This is a genomic window from Streptomyces sp. NPDC020898 (genome assembly GCF_044333925.1).
Taxonomy (GTDB): domain Bacteria; phylum Actinomycetota; class Actinomycetes; order Streptomycetales; family Streptomycetaceae; genus Streptomyces.
The window spans coordinates 36,867-54,902 of sequence record NZ_JBIRRV010000001.1 but is presented as its reverse complement, the minus strand read 5'-3'; the positions used below and the strand labels follow the sequence as shown (position 1 = coordinate 54,902).

Below are 18,036 nucleotides of genomic sequence, written 5' to 3'. Positions count from 1 at the left end.
GAGCGGGGCCGCGCCGGGCTTCGGTGTGTACGCGCCCGTACCGGTCGTCGTGGTGGTCACGAGCGCAACTCCTTGCCTGTGAGCTCCAGGAAAACGTCTTCCAGGGTGTGCCGTTCCACCGAGATCCGGTCCGGCATCACCCCGTGCTGGGCGCACCAGGACGTCACCGTCGCGAGGAGCTGCGGGTTGACCTTGCCGCCGACGCGGTAGGCGCCCGGGGTCAGTTCGGCGGCGGTGCAGTCCGCCGGGAGGGCCTTCAGCAGGGAGGCCACGTCCAGACCCGGCCGGCCCGTGAAGCGCAGGGTGTTCTCGGCGCCGCCGCGGCACAGCTGTTCGGGGCTGCCCTGGGCGATGACCTTGCCGGCGTCGATGATCGCGACGTCGTCCGCGAGCTGTTCGGCCTCGTCCATGTGATGGGTGGTGAGGATGACCGAGACGCCGTCGCTTCGCAGATCCCGTACGAGATCCCAGGTCGCCCGGCGGGCCTGGGGGTCGAGGCCGGCGGTCGGCTCGTCCAGGAACACCAGTTCCGGGCGGCCGACGACGGCCATCGCGAGCGCCAGGCGCTGCTGCTGGCCCCCGGAGAGGCGGCGGTACGTGGTCCGGCCGCAGCTGCCCAGGCCGAGGCGTTCGATGAGGGTGTCCACGTCCAGCGGGTGCGCGTGCAGCTTGGCCACGTGGCGGAGCATCTCGTCGGCGCGGGCGCCCGAGTAGACGCCGCCGGACTGGAGCATCACGCCGACCCGTGGACGCAGGGCGGCGGTTTCCCGTACCGGGTCGAGGCCCAGGACACGGACCGTCCCGGAGTCCGGTTTCCGGTATCCCTCGCAGGTCTCGACGGTGGTCGTCTTGCCCGCGCCGTTCGGACCGAGTACGGCGGTGATGCCCGCCAGGGCCACCAGGTCGAGGCCGTCCACCGCGGTCTTCGTGCCGTACCGCTTCACCAGGGCCTGGACCTGGACCACGGGCTCACTTCGCATGGGTCCAGAGTCTAGGTACGGGAGGGGCCGCTCAGGTGCGCGGGGGCCGGTCGGGCCCCCGCTCCGGCCGCGCTCCGGGTGTGCTCCCGTGCTGCTCGGGACCGGTCTGCTGATCGATCAAAGATCGTTTTCGCAGGTCAGGTTAGGTGAGCCTAAGTGATGCAGGGCACCGTCGAGCGGACGGGACGCGGCTTGCCCCACTCTGAGGAATTACGCAACAATGGTGTTGTGAAATACGTCGGCGAGGATCGGGAGGCCCCCATGGGCGGCCCCCAGGAGGAGCTCGCGACCGGAGTGCGCTCGGATCATTCGACGCGCAACCGGGTCGCGCGGTCCATCCTGGACCACGGTCCGTCCACCGTCGCCGAGCTCGCCGGGCGACTGGGCCTGACCCATGCGGCCGTACGGCGTCACCTTGACGCGCTGGCCGCGGAGGACGTCGTACAGGCGCGTGAGCAACGGGTCTACGGGGCGCGTACCCGTGGCCGGCCCGCCAAGGCCTTCGCGCTCACCGACTGCGGACGCGACGCGTTCGACCAGTCGTACGACAAGCTCGCCGCGGACGCGCTGCGCTGGATCGCCGCGCGTGAGGGCGGCGACGACGCGGTTCTCGCCTTCGCACGCGCCCGGTTCGCCGAGCAGGCCGAGGGCTACCGCCAGGCGATCGAGGCCGCCGGCCCCGAAGAACGCGCCGAAGCCCTGGCCAAGGCCCTGAGTGCGGACGGGTACGCTGCTACGGCGCGCAGCGCACCGGTCGGAGAACAGCTCTGCCAGCACCACTGCCCGGTGGTCCACGTCGCGGAAAAGTTCCCGCAGCTCTGCGAGGCGGAGACCGAGATCTTCTCCCAGCTGCTCGGAACGCATGTCCAGCGGCTCGCGACCATCGCCCACGGCGACGGTGTGTGCACGACGTTCATCCCCAAGGCCTCGCACGCCGGAGCCTCGCCAGCCCCACAGCTGTCCACTGCCACCCATAAAGCATCCGCAAGTACCGCCGGGAGGAACCCAGCATGACGCTCCCCATCGAGGAGACTGCCCACCCCGAGCTCGACGGCCTGGGCACGTACGAATACGGCTGGGCCGACTCCGACGTGGCCGGTGCCTCTGCCAAGCGCGGTATCAACGAGGACGTCGTCCGCGACATCTCCTCGAAGAAGTCCGAGCCGGAGTGGATGACCAAGCTCCGCCTCAAGGGCCTGCGCCTGTTCGACAAGAAGCCCATGCCGAACTGGGGCTCCGACCTGTCGGGCATCGACTTCGACAACATCAAGTACTTCGTGCGTTCCACGGAGAAGCAGGCGGAGTCCTGGGAGGACCTGCCCGAGGACATCAAGAACACCTACGACAGGCTCGGCATCCCCGAGGCGGAGAAGCAGCGCCTGGTCGCCGGTGTCGCCGCGCAGTACGAGTCGGAGGTCGTCTACCACCAGATCCGCGAGGACCTGGAGGAGCAGGGCGTCATCTTCCTCGACACCGACACCGCGCTGAAGAAGCACCCGGAGCTCTTCAAGGAGTACTTCGGGACGGTCATCCCGGTCGGCGACAACAAGTTCGCGTCGCTGAACTCGGCGGTGTGGTCGGGCGGCTCCTTCATCTACGTGCCGAAGGGCGTGCAGGTCGAGATCCCGCTCCAGGCCTACTTCCGTATCAACACGGAGAACATGGGCCAGTTCGAGCGGACCCTGATCATCGTCGACGAGGGTGCGTACGTGCACTACGTCGAGGGTTGTACGGCCCCGATCTACAAGTCGGACTCGCTGCACAGCGCGGTCGTCGAGATCATCGTCAAGAAGAACGCCCGCTGCCGTTACACGACCATCCAGAACTGGTCGAACAACGTCTACAACCTGGTCACCAAGCGCGCCGTGGCGTACGAGGGCGCGACCATGGAGTGGATCGACGGCAACATCGGCTCCAAGGTGACGATGAAGTACCCGGCCGTCTACCTGATGGGCGAGCACGCCAAGGGCGAGACCCTCTCCATCGCCTTCGCGGGTGAGGGCCAGCACCAGGACGCCGGCTCCAAGATGGTCCACATGGCGCCGAACACCTCCTCCAACATCGTGTCGAAGTCCGTGGCGCGCGGAGGCGGCCGTACGTCCTACCGCGGTCTCGTCGAGATCAACGAGGGCGCCCACGGCTCCAAGTCCAACGTGCTGTGCGACGCGCTGCTGGTGGACACCATCTCCCGCTCCGACACGTACCCGTACGTCGACGTCCGCGAGGACGACGTGTCCATGGGCCACGAGGCGACCGTCTCCAAGGTCTCCGACGACCAGCTCTTCTACCTGATGAGCCGCGGTATGTCCGAGTTCGAGGCGATGGCGATGATCGTGCGCGGCTTCGTCGAGCCGATCGCCAAGGAACTGCCCATGGAGTACGCGCTGGAACTCAACCGGCTGATCGAGCTCCAGATGGAAGGCTCGGTCGGCTAAGCGCCGGCCGTCGCCCCCATCACGTCACTTACGCAGGAAAGAGAGCAGACCGACAGCCATGGCTGAGGCTCAGAACATTCCGGTGGGCAGCACCACCGCCGGCGCGATCGCGGTTGCTGCCGCGGCCGAGTCGACCGTCGCCACGCGCATGAGCGCGCCCCCCTCCTTCGACGTGGCGGACTTCCCCGTCCCCCACGGCCGCGAGGAGGAGTGGCGCTTCACCCCGCTGGAGCGGCTGCGCGGGCTGCACGACGGCACCGCCGTCGCCACCGGCACCGGCGTCAAGGTGGACGTCCAGGCACCCGAGGGCGTCACCGTCGAGGCCGTCGGCCGTGACGACAAGCGACTCGGGCGGGCCGGCGTCCCCGTGGACCGCGTCGCCGCCCAGGCGTACAGCTCCTTCGAGGTGGCCGGTGTGATCACCGTCCCCAAGGAGACGGTCCTCGCCGAGCCGATCCGCGTCGCCGTCCACGGCGAGGGCGGTGTGGCCTACGGCCACCAGGTCATCGAGCTGGGCGCCTTCGCCGAAGCCGTCGTGATCATCGATCACACCGGTGACGCGGTGCTCGCCGCCAACGTCGAGTACGTCCTCGGCGACGGCGCCAAGCTCACCGTCGTCTCCGTCCAGGACTGGGACGACAAGGCCGTGCACGTCGCCCAGCACAACGCGCTGATCGGCCGCGACGCCACCTTCAAGTCCTTCGTGGTCACCTTCGGCGGCGACCTCGTACGGCTGCACCCGCGCGTCACCTACGCCGGCACCGGTGGCGAGGCCGAGCTGTTCGGCCTGTACTTCACGGACGCCGGCCAGCACCAGGAGCACCGCCTCCTCGTCGACCACAACACCCCGCACTGCAAGTCGAACGCCGTCTACAAGGGCGCGCTCCAGGGCGAGGGCGCCCACGCGGTGTGGATCGGCGACGTGCTGATCGAGGCCAAGGCCGAGGGCACCGACACGTACGAGATGAACCGCAACCTGGTCCTCACGGACGGGGCGCGCGTGGACTCCGTACCGAATCTCGAGATCGAGACCGGTGAGATCGTCGGCGCCGGGCACGCGAGTGCCACCGGACGGTTCGACGACGAGCAGCTGTTCTATCTGATGGCCCGCGGCATCCCGGCCGACGAGGCCCGCCGACTGGTCGTCCGCGGCTTCTTCGCCGAACTGGTCCAGCAGATCGGTGTCGACGACATCGAGCAGCGCCTTCTCACGAAGATCGACGAGGAGCTGGAGGCGTCCGTCTGATGGCTGCCTCTTCGACGTTCGTACGCGCCTGCGGGCTGAGCGAGCTGGAGGACGACACCCCGAAGCGGGTGGAACTCGACGGCACGCCGGTCTCGGTCGTCCGTACCGAGGGTGAGGTGTTCGCGATCCACGACATCTGCTCGCACGCGAACGTCTCGCTCTCCGAGGGCGAGGTGGAGGACTGCCAGATCGAGTGCTGGCTGCACGGCTCCAGCTTCGACCTCCGCACCGGTAAGCCGTCCGGCCTTCCCGCGACGCGCCCCGTCCCCGTATATCCCGTAAAGATCGAAGGGGACGACGTGCTCGTCTCCCTCACCCAGGAGTCCTGAGGTACCCATGGCAACGCTTGAAATCCACGACCTGCACGTCACCGTCGAGGCCGACAACGCCACGAAGGAGATCCTCAAGGGCGTCGACCTGACCGTGAAGCAGGGCGAGACGCACGCCATCATGGGCCCCAACGGCTCCGGCAAGTCGACCCTCGCCTACTCCCTCGCGGGCCACCCGAAGTACACGATCACCGGCGGCACCGTCACCCTCGACGGCGAGAACGTCCTGGAGATGTCCGTCGACGAGCGCGCCCGCGCGGGCCTGTTCCTGGCGATGCAGTACCCGGTCGAGATCCCCGGCGTCTCCGTCTCCAACTTCCTTCGTACGTCCGCCACCGCCATCCGCGGTGAGGCGCCGAAGCTGCGCCTCTGGGTGAAGGAGGTCAAGGAGACCATGCAGCGTCTCTCCATGGACCCGTCCTTCGCCGAGCGCAACGTCAACGAGGGCTTCTCCGGCGGTGAGAAGAAGCGCCACGAGATCCTCCAGCTGGAGCTCCTCAAGCCGAAGATCGCGATCCTCGACGAGACCGACTCCGGCCTGGACGTCGACGCCCTGCGCGTCGTCTCCGAGGGCGTCAACCGCGTCCGCGAGACGGGCGAGGTCGGCACCCTGCTGATCACGCACTACACGCGCATCCTGCGTTACATCAAGCCCGACTTCGTCCACGTCTTCTCCGACGGCCGGATCGCCGAGTCCGGCGGCGCCGAACTCGCCGACAAGCTGGAGAACGAGGGCTACGAGGCTTACACCACGAAGGGTGGCGTATCAGCGTGACTCAGCTGCCGGGCCTCCTCGACACCGAGGCGATCCGTAAGGACTTCCCGATCCTCGATCGGGTGATCCACGACGGCAAGAAGCTCGTGTACCTGGACAACGCGGCGACCTCTCAGACGCCCCGCCAGGTGATCGACACTCTCTCCGAGTACTACGAGCAGCACAACGCCAACGTGCACCGGGGCATCCATGTGCTCGCCGAGGAGGCCACGGCGCTGTACGAGGGCGCGCGCGACAAGGTCGCCGCGTTCATCAACGCGCCCAGCCGCGACGAGGTGATCTTCACCAAGAACGCCTCTGAGTCGCTCAACCTCGTGGCCAACATGCTGGGCTGGGCCGACGAGCCCTACCGGGTCGACCACGAGACCGAGATCGTCATCACGGAGATGGAGCACCACTCCAACATCGTGCCGTGGCAGCTGCTCTCGCAGCGCACGGGCGCGAAGCTGAAGTGGTTCGGCCTCACCGACGACGGCCGGCTCGACCTCTCGAACATAGACGAGGTCATCACGGAGAAGACGAAGATCGTCTCCTTCGTGCTGGTGTCCAACATCCTGGGCACGGTCAACCCGGTCGAGAAGATCGTGCGCCGGGCGCAGGAGGTCGGGGCCCTGGTCCTGATCGACGCCTCGCAGGCCGCCCCGCACATGCCCATGGACGTACAGGCCCTCCAGGCCGACTTCGTGGCCTTCACCGGCCACAAGATGTGCGGCCCGACGGGCATCGGGGTGCTGTGGGGCCGCCAGGAGCTCCTGGAGGACCTGCCGCCGTTCCTGGGCGGCGGCGAGATGATCGAGACCGTGTCGATGCACTCGTCGACCTATGCTCCCGCCCCGCACAAGTTCGAGGCGGGTACGCCGCCGATCGCACAGGCGGTCGGCCTCGGTGCGGCGATCGACTATCTGTCGGCCATCGGCATGGACAAGATCCTCGCCCATGAGCACGCGCTCACCGAGTACGCGGTGAAGCGGCTCGGCGACGTCCCCGGCCTGCGGATCATCGGTCCGGCCACGGCCGAGGACCGGGGCGCGGCGATCTCCTTCACGCTCGGTGACATCCACCCGCACGACGTGGGCCAGGTCCTCGACGAGCAGGGCATCGCCGTCCGGGTCGGCCACCACTGCGCCCGCCCGGTCTGCCTGCGGTACGGAATTCCTGCGACCACGCGAGCGTCGTTCTATCTGTACTCCACGCCGGCCGAGATCGATGCTCTGGTCGACGGACTGGAGCACGTACGGAACTTCTTCGGCTGAGGAGCTGGCTGAGTCGTGAAGCTTGATTCGATGTACCAGGAAGTCATCCTGGACCACTACAAGCACCCGCACGGGCGGGGCTTGCGGGATGGCGACGCCGAGGTGCACCACGTCAACCCGACGTGCGGCGACGAGATCACCCTGCGCGTGAAGTACGACGGCACGACGATCAGCGATGTCTCATACGAGGGTCAGGGCTGCTCGATCAGTCAGGCCTCGGCCTCCGTGCTGAACGAGCTGCTGGTCGGCAAGGAACTGTCCGAGGCGCAGAAGATCCAGGAGACCTTCCTGGAGCTGATGCAGTCCAAGGGCCGGATCGAGCCGGACGACTCGATGGAGGAGGTGCTGGAGGACGCGGTCGCGTTCGCCGGTGTCTCCAAGTACCCGGCCCGGGTGAAGTGCGCGCTGCTGAGTTGGATGGCGTGGAAGGACGCGACGGCCCAGGCTCTGGGCTCGGACGCCGCCGAAAGGAAGACGGCATGAGCGAGACCATCGAGATGAAGCCGGCCTCTGAGGAAGAGGTTCGCGAGGCGCTGTACGACGTCGTCGACCCCGAACTGGGCATCGACGTCGTCAACCTGGGCCTGATCTACGGCATCCACATCGACGACGCGAACATCGCGACGATCGACATGACCCTGACGTCCGCGGCCTGCCCGCTCACGGACGTCATCGAGGACCAGGCCAAGTCCGCCACGGACGGCATCGTCAACGAGCTCCGCATCAACTGGGTGTGGATGCCGCCGTGGGGCCCGGACAAGATCACGGACGACGGACGGGACCAGCTGCGGGCGTTGGGCTTCAACGTCTGAGGTTCTGTCCTCTCCGGCACAGCGCACCACGCACCACTCGTTACGCATACGAAAGCGGCGGCACCCGAGCAGGGTGCCGCCGCTTTCGTATGCGTCTCAGGCCGGTCTCAGGCCAGCGGGGCGACCACGCGGAAGGAGAAGTCCTGCCGGTTGGTCGTGTTGTAGCCGTACGGGTCCAGGCGCAGCTGGAAGTTCTTGTGGCGCAGTGCGTAGTTGGGGTAGTTCACGGACGTGAGTACTGCCGCGCCCGTGTAGCCCGAGTAGCCGCCGCAGAAGGTGGCGTCCTGCCTGAACAGCGAGGAGCCGTCGTTGCGTTCGGCGCGCAGGATGAACTCACGGTGGCGCAGGTACTTGCCGTCGTGCGTCTTGAACGAGTAGCAGGAGCTGTCGGACAGTCCCTTGACCATGCTGAAGGTGGAGTCCTCGCGGGATTCCGATCCGCCGACCGGATCGAGCTTCACCAGGCCGTCTGACACGTGCCAGTAGCGGCCGGGGTAGCTGGCCGCCTCGATGGACCTCAGGGAGGTGTCCGGCTTCGCGGGAGCGGCCGGGGGCTTGCTGGGGGACGGGGAAGCGGCGGGCTTCTCGGGTGCTTCCGCAGCGGGGGCCGAGGCGGAGCCCTTGGCACCCGGAGCGGGCAGGGTTGCGGCGACAGCCGGTGCGGCGGGCGGCGCCGACGCCAGGTCGCTTTTTCCGCTCGGCGGCGCGGTTCCGCCGGCCGTAGGGGAGGCGAACGTGAGCAGACCGGGGTACGTCGAGCCGGCCGACGGCGCGGCGGCCTTCGTCGTGGGCGTCTGCTGCTCGGCCTGCCGCTCCGTGACGATGATCGCCGTCACACAGGCGGCCACGACCGACAGGGCCAGGGTGCCCGCCATCCAGAGCCGCCGCGTCCCGGGCACGCGCGAGGTGTCCGGGGCCCAGCCGTTCTCCCACGGTTGATTTGGGATGAGCCGGGGCTTTTCTTCTGTCATGCGCTGTTCCTCCGGCGTCGCCTGTGGCGAACGTGTGAACGAGTGGTTGAAACAGTAATGGACGCGAGGCTAGGTGACGTCCAGTGCCCTGAGAAGGATTGTTTCCTCAATGAGACCGGAGGGCGGGGGAGTTGATGACCGAGTGCGGAGAGGGGGTGGATTTGGGCGGGTGCGGTGCCGGGCGGTGTGTACGAGTGTACGCATCGATGCGTACACTCGTACACATGGGATATCTGCTGCTGGTCGGAGCCATCGTCGCCGAGGTGGGCGCCACGACCGCCATGAAGTACAGCGACGGTTTCAGCAGGCTGTGGCCCTCTTTGCTGACCGGACTGGGCTATGCCGTCGCGTTCGCGCTGCTGGCCCAGACGCTGAAGACCGTGTCCGTCGGCACGGCGTACGCGATCTGGGCGGGGGTCGGGACCGCGGCCGTCGCGACGATCGGCGTCGTGTTCCTCGGGGAGGGCATGAATGTGGCCAAGGTCGCAGGGATCGCGCTCATCATCGGCGGGGTCGTCGTGCTCAACATGGGCGGTGCGCACTGATGGGGCGGCGGTACGACCCCGAGCGGCGCCAGCGGATCATCGACGCGGCGATCAGAGTGGTGGGGGACAAGGGCATCGCCGGGCTGAGTCATCGGTCGGTCGCCGCGGAGGCGGATGTGCCGCTCGGGTCGACGACCTATCACTTCAGGACGCTGGACGAGCTGCTCGTCGCCGCACTGCGGCAGGCGAACGAGGGGTTCGCGAAGGTGGTTGCCGCGCGGGGTGGGTTCCAGGACGACCGGGCCGACCTGGCCGGGGAGCTCGCCGGGTTGTTGGGGGAGTGGCTCGCGGGGGACCGGGCGGGGGTGGAGCTGGAGTGCGAGTTGTATCTGGCGGCGCTTCGGCGGCCCGCGCTGCGGCCTGTCGCCGCCGAGTGGGCCGAGGGGGTCGTCGAGTTGCTGGACGGGCGTACGGATGCGGCGACGGCGCGGGCGTTGGTCGCGGTGATGGACGGGATCTGCCTGCAGGTGCTGCTTACCGGGGGTGCGTACGACGAGGGGTTCGCGCGGGAGGTGTTCGGGCGGGTGCTGCGGGTTTGACGGGGTGTTTTCTCGCCCCCGCCGCCCCTACCCGTCCCATCCCCAGGGGCTCTGCCCCTTCGACCCCGCTGGGGCTGCCGCCCCAGACCCCGCTTCGGCCTGAACGGCCTCGTCCTCAAGCGCCGGGCGGGCTGGGGGTGCGGGTCGGCCTCGTCCTCAAACGCCGGACGGGCTGGGGGTGCGGGTCGGCCTCGTCCTCGAACGCCGGGCGGGCTGGATTGTGCCCGGCACTTGAGACGGTCCCGTGCCGGTTCGCCCGGGTGGGGGCGCTCAAGTTAGGTTCGGTCCATGACCGACACGACTGCTTCTCGTACCACCGGCGCCGTGGCCGCCGGGCTTGCCACCGTCGCCGCTGACGGCACCGTTCTCGACACCTGGTTCCCCGCGCCCGAACTGGACGCCGAGGCCGGCCCGTCCGGCACCGAGCGGCTGGACCTGAAGCGGGCCGTCGAACTGCTCGGTGCCAACGCCGCCAAGGCCGTCGGTCATGACGCCCGCCGGGGCGTGGAGATCGTCGCGGTCCGCACGGTCATCTCCTCCCTCGACGACAAGCCGATCGACACGCACGACGCCTACCTGCGCCTCCACCTGCTCTCCCACCGCCTGGTCAAGCCGCACGGCCAGAGCCTGGACGGCGTCTTCGGCCTCCTCGCCAACGTCGCCTGGACCTCGCTCGGTCCGGTCGCCGTCGACGACATCGAGAAGGTGCGGCTGAACGCCCGCGCCGAGGGCCTGCACCTCCAGGTGACGTCCGTCGACAAGTTCCCCCGCATGACGGACTACGTGGCCCCCAAGGGCGTCCGCATCGCCGACGCCGACCGGGTCCGCCTCGGTGCGCACCTCGCCGAGGGCACGACCGTCATGCACGAGGGCTTCGTCAACTTCAACGCGGGCACCCTCGGTACGTCGATGGTCGAGGGCCGTATCTCCGCCGGTGTCGTGGTCGGCGACGGTTCCGACATCGGTGGCGGTGCCTCGACGATGGGCACGCTGTCGGGTGGCGGCCAGGTCCGTATCACCATCGGCGAGCGCTGCCTGGTCGGCGCCGAGGCGGGCGTGGGGATCGCGCTCGGCGACGAGTGCGTGGTCGAGGCCGGGCTCTACGTCACCGCCGGCACCCGCGTCACCATGCCCGACGGCCAGATCGTCAAGGCCCGTGAGCTCTCCGGCGTCTCGAACATCCTCTTCCGACGCAACTCGGTCACCGGCACGGTCGAGGCCCGGCCGAACAACGCGGTCTGGGGCGGGCTGAACGAGGTCCTGCACAGCCACAACTGACGTACCCGTACGGGTTGCGGCGCCGACGCCCAAGATCACGTACGGGTTACTCCGCGTGACCTCGCTGGGGTTCAGGCAGATGAACGGGTGGACACAGGGTCCGATCAGATGCCGAACCGCGAGACGAGGGGCTGAGCAATGACGAACAAGGGGACGAGGGCTGCGGCACGCTGGCTGACGGGGGCGGTCACGGCGGCCGTGGTCTGCGGGGTCTCCGCGGGGACGGCGTACGCGGACGAGACCAACACGGGTTCGCACAACGGTCCCCGGGTCGGGCTCATCAATGTCGGCCAGGTCGACGACCCGATGGAGGACGTGCTGGAGCACTTCCTGCTCTTCGGCGACGGATATCTCTGGAGCTGATCGGTTGGCCGGATTGCCGGTTGGCCTGCTGGCAGGCAGCTTCGAAAGGGCTGGGCCCGTACCGCGCGTTGAAGCGACGGTAGGGGCCCGGCCCTTTTCCGGCAGGCGGCGCTACGTGGTCAACTCCTCGTACGCCGCCAGCAGTCCGTCCGTCGCCTCCCGGCCCGCCGATCGCAGCGGCGACCGTACCGGCCCTCCGGGCAGGCCCAGCGCGCCGAGCAGGGCCTTGGCCGTGACCGCGCCGGGCAGCCCCGACGCCATCATCAACTCGGTGAGGGGGAGCGTCTGTCGCTGGAGGTGGGCCGCCTCGCCGGTCTCGCCGGCGTCGAACGCGTCGATGACCGACCGGAAGTGACGAGGGATCACATTCGCGACGGTGCTGATGTAGCCGGCGCCGCCCACCGCGTACAACGCCAGTACGTATTCGTCGCAGCCCGTGTAGTACGCCAAGTCGGTCCGGGACATGACCTTCTGAGTGCCCATCAGGTCGTACGCGCAGTCCTTCACGGCGACGATCCTCGGGTGCGCGGCGAGGCGGAGCATCGTCTCCGGTTCGATGCGGACGCCGGTGCGGCCCGGGATGTCGTACAGCGCGAGGGGCAGGCCTGAGGCATCCGCGAGCTCCAGGAAGTGGGCCTCCAGGGCGTCCTGCGGGGGCCGGCTGTAGTAGGGCGCGACCACCAACAGGCCGTCCGCGCCCGCCTTTTCGGCCGCCAGGGCCAGTTCGACGGTGTGCCGGGTGTCCGCGGTGCCGACGCCCGCCACGATCGACGCCCGCTCGCCGACCGCCTCCCGTACCGCCCGCACCAGCGCCGACTTCTCGGCGTCCGTCGTGGTCGGGGACTCGCCCGTCGTGCCGGAGAGGACGAGGCCGTCGCAGCCTCCGGTCACCAGCCGGTCGGCGAGGCGCTGGGCGCCGTCGAGGTCGAGGGCACCGTCCGCGGTGAAGGGGGTGACCATCGCGCACAGGGCGCGGCCGAAGGGCGGGGCGGGAGGTGTCTTGGTGCGTGGCGTCATGTGCGTAGTCTCGGTGAGTCGTCTGTGAAGCTCTACTTAATTCTTCTGTAGTGTATTGGTAAGTAATGCTGGAATGAGCTGGAGGTGGGAGAGCGAGGCGCTGGTGCCAACTCGGGGTCCTATGGGTCACCATGGCCGGGACGGTCACCGAACAGCAGTCATGGGAGGCGTCATGAGGCTCGGCAAAGCGCTCGCCACCGGTGTCGCGGAGGAGCAAAGCCCCGTCCCGGAGGAGGAACTCCAACTCCCCGAAGAGGTGCAGGAGTTGGAAGGCTCCGTCGAAGAGGTTCCGGTCGTCCGATGAGGCTGCGGCTCCCCGAGGAACGTCCGGCGGAGCCGCCGACCGGATACAAGATCGCCCACCCGGTGCTGTCCCAGGACGGCACCCGGGCCGGGTTCACCGGGGTGTCGCTGGGCGGCGCGCTGCCGTACGGAGTCCTCGCCGACGCGTCCTGCGTCTACGGCCTGCGCCACCGTGCGCCGTACCGCCGCTGCGACTGCGGCTTCCACTGCGTGCACGACCGTACGACCGCCGAGGGGCTGCTGTGCACCGCCGAGCACCGGGCGGCCGTCCTGCTCGACGTCACCGTCCTCGGCGCCTACATCCGCTTCGAGCTCGGCTTCCGGTACGCCCGTCAGCGGGTGCGGACCGCGACCGTCGGGCCCTGCGGCTGCGGCGCGATCGCCGTCGCGCTCGCCGACGCCGGCTGGGGCAGACCCGGCTGGCACGGCCTGGCCGCCGCCTGCGCGGGGTGCCTGCGAGGGCGTACGTCCGTGTCGCTCGCCGGATTCGCGCGGCTGGGCGGGGACGGGCTGCGGGTCGTGGCGGGAAGCGGCGGTGCTGTCGTGGGCGCTGATCGGCCGGCCGCGTCCGAGGGGTTCGGGGTGCCCGAACTCGTTGCCGAGGCCGCGCTGTTGCAGGCCCGGCTCGACTGGTTCCAGAGCCAGTTGGCGCGACTCGACGAGCACGGGCCGGGTAACGGGCCCAAGGGGTAGGGCAGTTCGGGGACGGGCGCGCTTGACCTCAACTCCGGTCGAGGTCGGAGGCTGGTCGGCGTACACACCGATGCCGACCAACGGAGGCTGTCATGGCCCGTCGTACCGACGCACACCCCGACCTCACCCGCCCGGACGTCGAAACGCCCTTCTTCAGCACCTGGCGGGTCGGCACGCCCGAACGGCAGCGGAAGACGGTCGACGCCATCGCCGCGACCTGGGAGCGTCGGGCCTGGCCGGCGGAGGGAGGGCTCGGCTACTACGTCTACACCGGGCACGACGGGACCACTCTCCTCCACCATTCCCAGTGGGCCCGCGAGCAGGACTACGAGGCCTTCGTCAAGACCCAGCGGCAGGAGCGCGTCGACGAGATCGACACCGCCGTACCGGGGATCGAACGGGTCGCCCTCGACCGGTACCGGCGGTACCGGAGTCGTGAGCGGGCCGTCGGTGACACGCGGACGGCCGGGCTCGTCGTGCTCGTCCGCATCGACTTCGAGGAGGGGACCGCGGAGCAGCGGCGCCTGTGGGTCGACATGGTGCTCGATGCCCTCGTCGAGCCGCCGGAGAGCGACCGCGGGCTCATCTCCGCGCACTTCCACCTGAGCCAGGACGGCACCCACGTTCTGAACTACGCCGAGTGGGAGAGCGCGGAGTCCTACGACGAGGCCATCGCCGCGCCGGGGGAGGGCATCGGCTCGCCCGACCCGGAGTGGGAGCGGGTGCGGACGTACCCGGCGGTGAAGGCGTTCACGGCTGCCCGGTACTCGTACGCCCTGGGGCTCGTCCCTGAATGATCCGGGGCTCTCAATGATCCGGGGCTCCGGGATCTCTTACCGAATACTCTTTTGTTCTGGACAAAAAAAGTGTTCGGTGAGACGGTGGAGTCATGCTTGATGTGACCGTGATCGAGGACCCGGCGGCAGCCGCCGTCTCGCTGGACCCCATACGGGGCCGGCTGCTCGCCGAGCTGGCCGCCGGGCCCGCGTCGGCCGCCATGCTGGCCGGCAAGGTCGGACTGCCCCGGCAGAAGGTGAACTACCACCTGAAGGCGCTGGAGCGGCACGGCCTGGTCGAGCTGGCCGGGGAGCGCCGCAAGGGCAATGTCACCGAGCGGCTGATGCGGGCCACCGCCGCGTCGTACGTCATCTCGCCGCTCGCCCTGGCCGCCGTACAGCCCGATCCCGACCGTTTCCGGGACCAGCTCTCCGCGCGCTGGCTGCTGGCGGTCGGGGCGCGACTGGTGCGGGACGTGGGCACGCTGATCACCGGCGCCGACCGGGCCCGTAAGCGGCTCGCCACCTATGCGCTCGACGGCGAGGTGAGCTTCGCGTCGGCCGCCGACCGGGCCGCGTTCATCGAGGAGTTGACGGCGGGAGTCAGCGCGCTGGTGCGCAAGTACGACTCGCCCGATGCCGAGGGCGGGCGCCCTCACCGGATCGTCGTGGCCGTGCATCCGACGGTCAAGTCCCCGGCCGGCGAATCGACTTCAAGCACGACAGACACCGCAGATATCGCAGACACCGCAGAAATTCAGGAGTGAGCGCCATGTCCGAGGACGTGTCCAAGGCAGTGCCCAGGGAATTCGAGATCGCGCGGGAGTTCGAGGTCGACGCGAGCCCCGAGGAGGTGTGGGAGGCGATCACCGCCGGGACCGGAGGGTATCTGTGGCCGATGGAGCCGCCGGAGCCACGGGTCGGCGGCAAGGGGCCCTTCGGGTCCACGGTCACCGCCTGGGACCCGCCGCTCCGCTACACCAACCGCGTCGAGGACGTCGAGGGCATCTCCGAGCAGACTGCGAACCAGCTCGACTACACCATCGAACCGCGCGACGACGGCCGGCGCGCCTGGGTGCGGTACGTACACAGCGGGATCTTCGTCGACGACTGGGACAACCAGTACGACGGTGCCGCCAAGCACACCGACTTCTATCTGCACACCCTGCGCGAGTACCTCACCCACTTCGCGCCCCGGCCGGCCGCCTTCGCGACCTTCGACGGTCCCGAGGCCTCGAAGGCGCCCGATGCCCTCGCTGTCGTGGCGCGGGCGCTCGGTCTCGGGGAGGGCGTGACCGCCGGTGCGCGGGTGACGGTCCAGGGGCCCGACACGTTCGACACCGTGGTCGACTTCCGCGACCCGTACTTCATCGGGCTGCGGACGGACCGGGGGCTCACCCGCATCTTCGGGCGCAACCACTGGGGCTACCCGGTCGGCATCTCCCTGCACGACTTCGCGCCGGGCGCCGACGCCGAGATCAAGGAGTGCGAGAAAGCCTGGCAGGACTGGCTGAACGGTGTGTTCAACCAGTCCTGATCCAGCGGGAGTTGCAGTGCTGAGAACTACGGCACCACGGCCCTGGGGAACTACGGCTTGAAGCGCAGTACCTGCGGGTCGTGGTCGCTGATCTGGTCGTTGAACTCCGAGTTGGTGTGCACGGAGTCGTAGTCGAACTCGCAGCCGCGGCTGATTGACGGGCTGACCAGGATCTGGTCCAGGACCTGGCTGTTGCCCTGGTAGTCGTACGTGTAACGCTCGCTCTTCGGCAGCGACTTGATCGCCGACCACAGCGCGCCGCCGTTCTCCAGCAGCTTGGTGGTGTCGGAGAACTCGAAGTCGTTGATGTCGCCGAGCGTGATCACGTGCGCGTTCTTCTGGACCTTGAGGATGTCCTTGACGAACGTGTTCACCGCCGTCGCCTGGAGGTGACGCTGGGTCTCCGAGCTGCGCGCCGGCGGCTGGAACTGCGAGTGCAGACCCTGGTCGCCGCCCTTCGAGGAGAAGTGGTTGGCGATCAGGATGACGGTCTTGCCGCGGAAGACGAACTCGCCCGCGAGCGGCTTGCGGCTGTTCGTCCAGGCCGCGTTGGCCGGGTCGACGCGACCCGGCGAGACCGTGAGGGCCGCCTTGCCGTACTCCTTGGTGACACCGGCGGCCGTCGTGGCGTCGCCGCCCGCGCGGTCGGTGAAGGAGACCCGCGCCGGGTTGAACAGGAACACCTGACGGATGTTGCCGCCGGGCTCGCCGCCGTCCGCGAGGTCGGCCGGGTCGATGGAGCGCCAGTCGTACGCCGGGCCGCCCGCCGCCACGATGGCGTCGATCAGCTTCTTGACCGTCTGGTCGGCGGCGACCGTGCCGTCCTTCGTCGCGCCGTTGTTGTCCTGGATCTCCTCCAGGGACAGGATGTCGGGCGACTGGAGGTTGTGCACGATCGCGGCGGCGTGGTCCGCGAACGTGGCGTCGGACGGGTCGAGGTTCTCGACGTTGTACGTCGCCACCGCGAGCTCGCTCCGCGACTGCTTGCGGGTCGTCTCGCGCTCCAGGCCGCCCTGCTTCAGGGTGCCTATCTGGTTGGCGACGAGGGTGTACCCGCCGAACTGGTTGTAGTCCAGCGGACCGGCGGTGGTGCCGGTGAGGCTGTCGCCGACGTTCGCCTTCGGGAAGTCGGCGACCGCGCCCAGGGACTGGATCTGGATCCGGCCGGTGTTCTGCGAGGTGTACGCGCCGTACACCGTGCCGCCGCGGCGGTTGGCGTTCTCACGCGGCTTCACCGTGACCCACAGCTCGGTGAACGGGTCGGTGGCGGTGACCACGCGGGCGTCCTTGACCTGGACGTTCATGCCCTCAAGGGACTCGTAGTAGTCCAGGGCGTACTTCTTGGGCAGCAGCGTCAGCGCGTTCACCGAGCCGCTCGCGGCGGTGTCGCCGGCCGGGGCGTAGGCCGCCGGGACGGACCTGGCGTCGACGACCGTCGCGGCCGGGACCGCGTTGCCGCTGGAGACGACGGTGACCGTCGGCTTGACGATCTCCGTCACCGACTGGTTGCCGGACGCGGCGCCGCCGGGCACGAACTCCGAGATGGAGCCGGTGACGGTGACCGAGTCGCCGACGGCGACGGTCGGCTTGGAACTGGTGAAGACGAAGACGCCCTCACTGGTGGCCGGGTCGGCGTCGGGGGCCGTGTCCTGGATCCAGAAACCGCGCGACGAACCGTAGGTACGGACGCCGGTGACGATTCCCGCCACGTCCGTGACCTTCTCACCCGCGAGCGGGGACAGACGCGTGGTGCCCTGGATGTCATGAATACGCACGGGGTCGGCCTGCGCGGACGACGGAATCACCACCAGGGTGACGACCGTGGAACAGACGGCGGCGACAGTGAGCGCGCCGAGGCGCACTGAGGTCTTGCTCGGCAACGGGATCCCTCCGGGGACAAACATGAGTGCCGGGACGAGGGTGATGAGGGTGGTAAAGGTGGTGCAGTGGGGGGAACGCGACCTGCTGGGCAGATGGTTACGCGCGTAGACATCCGGTGAACACTCGGTACAGAAAGCTCCGCACCGAAGGTTCGGCACCGGGTGATCGGCAGTGAACGCCCGGCTTGGGGGAACAGTGAACACGATGGGACACGACGGACCGCCAGGGGGATGCGGTGAATCGGCACCCCCTCGACTTCTACGCGCGTCAATCTCCTGCCTGCTCAGGCCACTTGTCAAGGTT

21 protein-coding genes are annotated in these 18,036 nt (G+C 68.8%); 17 read left to right on the top strand and 4 right to left on the bottom strand.

The features are described from left to right. Window positions 1-56 precede the first annotated feature (56 nt). The gene (locus tag ACH4TV_RS00260) at window positions 57-980 is read right to left on the bottom strand and encodes an ABC transporter ATP-binding protein (protein ID WP_398392632.1); all 924 of its coding nucleotides are present in this window, start codon (window positions 978-980) and stop codon (window positions 57-59) included. Between the two features lie 228 nt (window positions 981-1,208). On the opposite strand from ACH4TV_RS00260, the gene ACH4TV_RS00255 reads away from it, so the two are divergent. Genes ACH4TV_RS00255 through ACH4TV_RS00220 form a run of 8 tightly spaced genes read left to right on the top strand, consistent with a single transcriptional unit; the run spans window position 1,209 to window position 7,830 of the window. Then, complete coding sequence (locus ACH4TV_RS00255; RefSeq protein WP_398392630.1) at window positions 1,209-1,994, top strand: helix-turn-helix transcriptional regulator; 786 nt, start codon at window positions 1,209-1,211, stop codon at window positions 1,992-1,994. Then, window positions 1,991-3,415, top strand: a complete 1,425-nt coding sequence (gene sufB, locus ACH4TV_RS00250; protein WP_398392628.1) for a Fe-S cluster assembly protein SufB — start codon at window positions 1,991-1,993, stop codon at window positions 3,413-3,415. The genes ACH4TV_RS00255 and sufB overlap by 4 nt, the downstream gene beginning before the upstream one ends. Before the next feature lie 58 nt (window positions 3,416-3,473). Continuing rightward, the gene (gene sufD, locus ACH4TV_RS00245; RefSeq protein WP_398392626.1) at window positions 3,474-4,661 is read left to right on the top strand and encodes a Fe-S cluster assembly protein SufD; all 1,188 of its coding nucleotides are present in this window, start codon (window positions 3,474-3,476) and stop codon (window positions 4,659-4,661) included. Further along, complete coding sequence (locus ACH4TV_RS00240) at window positions 4,661-4,990, top strand: non-heme iron oxygenase ferredoxin subunit (protein WP_398392624.1); 330 nt, start codon at window positions 4,661-4,663, stop codon at window positions 4,988-4,990. The genes sufD and ACH4TV_RS00240 overlap by 1 nt, the downstream gene beginning before the upstream one ends. 7 nt (window positions 4,991-4,997) lie before the next feature. Continuing rightward, window positions 4,998-5,765, top strand: a complete 768-nt coding sequence (sufC, locus tag ACH4TV_RS00235) for a Fe-S cluster assembly ATPase SufC (RefSeq protein WP_398392623.1) — start codon at window positions 4,998-5,000, stop codon at window positions 5,763-5,765. Further along, window positions 5,762-7,018 carry a cysteine desulfurase gene (locus tag ACH4TV_RS00230; RefSeq protein ID WP_398392621.1) on the top strand — a complete coding sequence of 419 codons (1,257 nt, stop codon included), beginning with the start codon at window positions 5,762-5,764 and terminating at the stop codon, window positions 7,016-7,018. The genes sufC and ACH4TV_RS00230 overlap by 4 nt, the downstream gene beginning before the upstream one ends. Window positions 7,019-7,033: 15 nt before the next feature. Continuing rightward, window positions 7,034-7,501 (top strand): Fe-S cluster assembly sulfur transfer protein SufU, encoded by a 468-nt coding sequence (sufU, locus tag ACH4TV_RS00225; RefSeq protein ID WP_398392619.1) that lies wholly within the window; start codon window positions 7,034-7,036, stop codon window positions 7,499-7,501. After that, window positions 7,498-7,830, top strand: coding sequence for a metal-sulfur cluster assembly factor (locus ACH4TV_RS00220; protein ID WP_107017666.1), 333 nt, complete (start codon window positions 7,498-7,500; stop codon window positions 7,828-7,830). Before sufU ends, ACH4TV_RS00220 begins: the two co-directional genes overlap by 4 nt. Before the next feature lie 107 nt (window positions 7,831-7,937). Here the strand turns inward: ACH4TV_RS00220 and ACH4TV_RS00215 are convergent, their stop codons facing one another. Then, complete coding sequence (locus ACH4TV_RS00215) at window positions 7,938-8,801, bottom strand: AbfB domain-containing protein (protein ID WP_398392617.1); 864 nt, start codon at window positions 8,799-8,801, stop codon at window positions 7,938-7,940. Between the two features lie 224 nt (window positions 8,802-9,025). Here ACH4TV_RS00215 and ACH4TV_RS00210 point away from each other — a divergent pair, with 224 nt between their 5' ends. The 4 genes from ACH4TV_RS00210 to ACH4TV_RS00195 all read left to right on the top strand — a co-directional run bounded on the left by ACH4TV_RS00210 (window position 9,026) and on the right by ACH4TV_RS00195 (window position 11,526). Next, entirely contained in the window at window positions 9,026-9,346 is a 321-nt protein-coding gene (locus ACH4TV_RS00210) for a DMT family transporter (protein WP_398392615.1), read from the top strand. Beyond that, complete coding sequence (locus ACH4TV_RS00205; protein ID WP_398392613.1) at window positions 9,346-9,885, top strand: TetR/AcrR family transcriptional regulator; 540 nt, start codon at window positions 9,346-9,348, stop codon at window positions 9,883-9,885. The genes ACH4TV_RS00210 and ACH4TV_RS00205 overlap by 1 nt, the downstream gene beginning before the upstream one ends. Before the next feature lie 288 nt (window positions 9,886-10,173). After that, window positions 10,174-11,163, top strand: coding sequence for a 2,3,4,5-tetrahydropyridine-2,6-dicarboxylate N-succinyltransferase (gene dapD / locus ACH4TV_RS00200; protein ID WP_398392611.1), 990 nt, complete (start codon window positions 10,174-10,176; stop codon window positions 11,161-11,163). 138 nt (window positions 11,164-11,301) lie between these two features. Then, on the top strand, window positions 11,302-11,526 hold the full coding sequence (locus ACH4TV_RS00195; RefSeq protein WP_398392609.1) for a hypothetical protein: 225 nt from the start codon (window positions 11,302-11,304) through the stop codon (window positions 11,524-11,526). Between the two features lie 111 nt (window positions 11,527-11,637). Here the strand turns inward: ACH4TV_RS00195 and dapA are convergent, their stop codons facing one another. Then, window positions 11,638-12,543, bottom strand: coding sequence for a 4-hydroxy-tetrahydrodipicolinate synthase (gene dapA / locus ACH4TV_RS00190; protein ID WP_398392607.1), 906 nt, complete (start codon window positions 12,541-12,543; stop codon window positions 11,638-11,640). A gap of 172 nt (window positions 12,544-12,715) precedes the next feature. Between dapA and ACH4TV_RS00185 the strand changes: the two genes are divergently transcribed. The 5 genes from ACH4TV_RS00185 to ACH4TV_RS00165 all read left to right on the top strand — a co-directional run bounded on the left by ACH4TV_RS00185 (window position 12,716) and on the right by ACH4TV_RS00165 (window position 15,852). After that, window positions 12,716-12,847: a hypothetical protein gene (locus ACH4TV_RS00185; RefSeq protein WP_398392605.1), complete on the top strand. Its 132-nt coding sequence runs from the start codon at window positions 12,716-12,718 to the stop codon at window positions 12,845-12,847. Next, on the top strand, window positions 12,844-13,539 hold the full coding sequence (locus ACH4TV_RS00180; protein ID WP_398392603.1) for a hypothetical protein: 696 nt from the start codon (window positions 12,844-12,846) through the stop codon (window positions 13,537-13,539). Before ACH4TV_RS00185 ends, ACH4TV_RS00180 begins: the two co-directional genes overlap by 4 nt. Before the next feature lie 92 nt (window positions 13,540-13,631). Beyond that, window positions 13,632-14,336, top strand: coding sequence for an antibiotic biosynthesis monooxygenase (locus ACH4TV_RS00175; protein WP_398392601.1), 705 nt, complete (start codon window positions 13,632-13,634; stop codon window positions 14,334-14,336). A 92-nt stretch (window positions 14,337-14,428) separates the two neighbouring features. Continuing rightward, complete coding sequence (locus ACH4TV_RS00170; protein ID WP_398392599.1) at window positions 14,429-15,082, top strand: ArsR/SmtB family transcription factor; 654 nt, start codon at window positions 14,429-14,431, stop codon at window positions 15,080-15,082. Between the two features lie 29 nt (window positions 15,083-15,111). Beyond that, window positions 15,112-15,852, top strand: a complete 741-nt coding sequence (locus ACH4TV_RS00165) for an SRPBCC domain-containing protein (protein ID WP_398395264.1) — start codon at window positions 15,112-15,114, stop codon at window positions 15,850-15,852. 50 nt (window positions 15,853-15,902) lie between these two features. On the opposite strand, the gene ACH4TV_RS00160 is transcribed toward ACH4TV_RS00165, so the two are convergent. Next, window positions 15,903-17,732: an endonuclease/exonuclease/phosphatase family protein gene (locus tag ACH4TV_RS00160; protein WP_398392597.1), complete on the bottom strand. Its 1,830-nt coding sequence runs from the start codon at window positions 17,730-17,732 to the stop codon at window positions 15,903-15,905. Window positions 17,733-18,036: the final 304 nt, after the last annotated feature.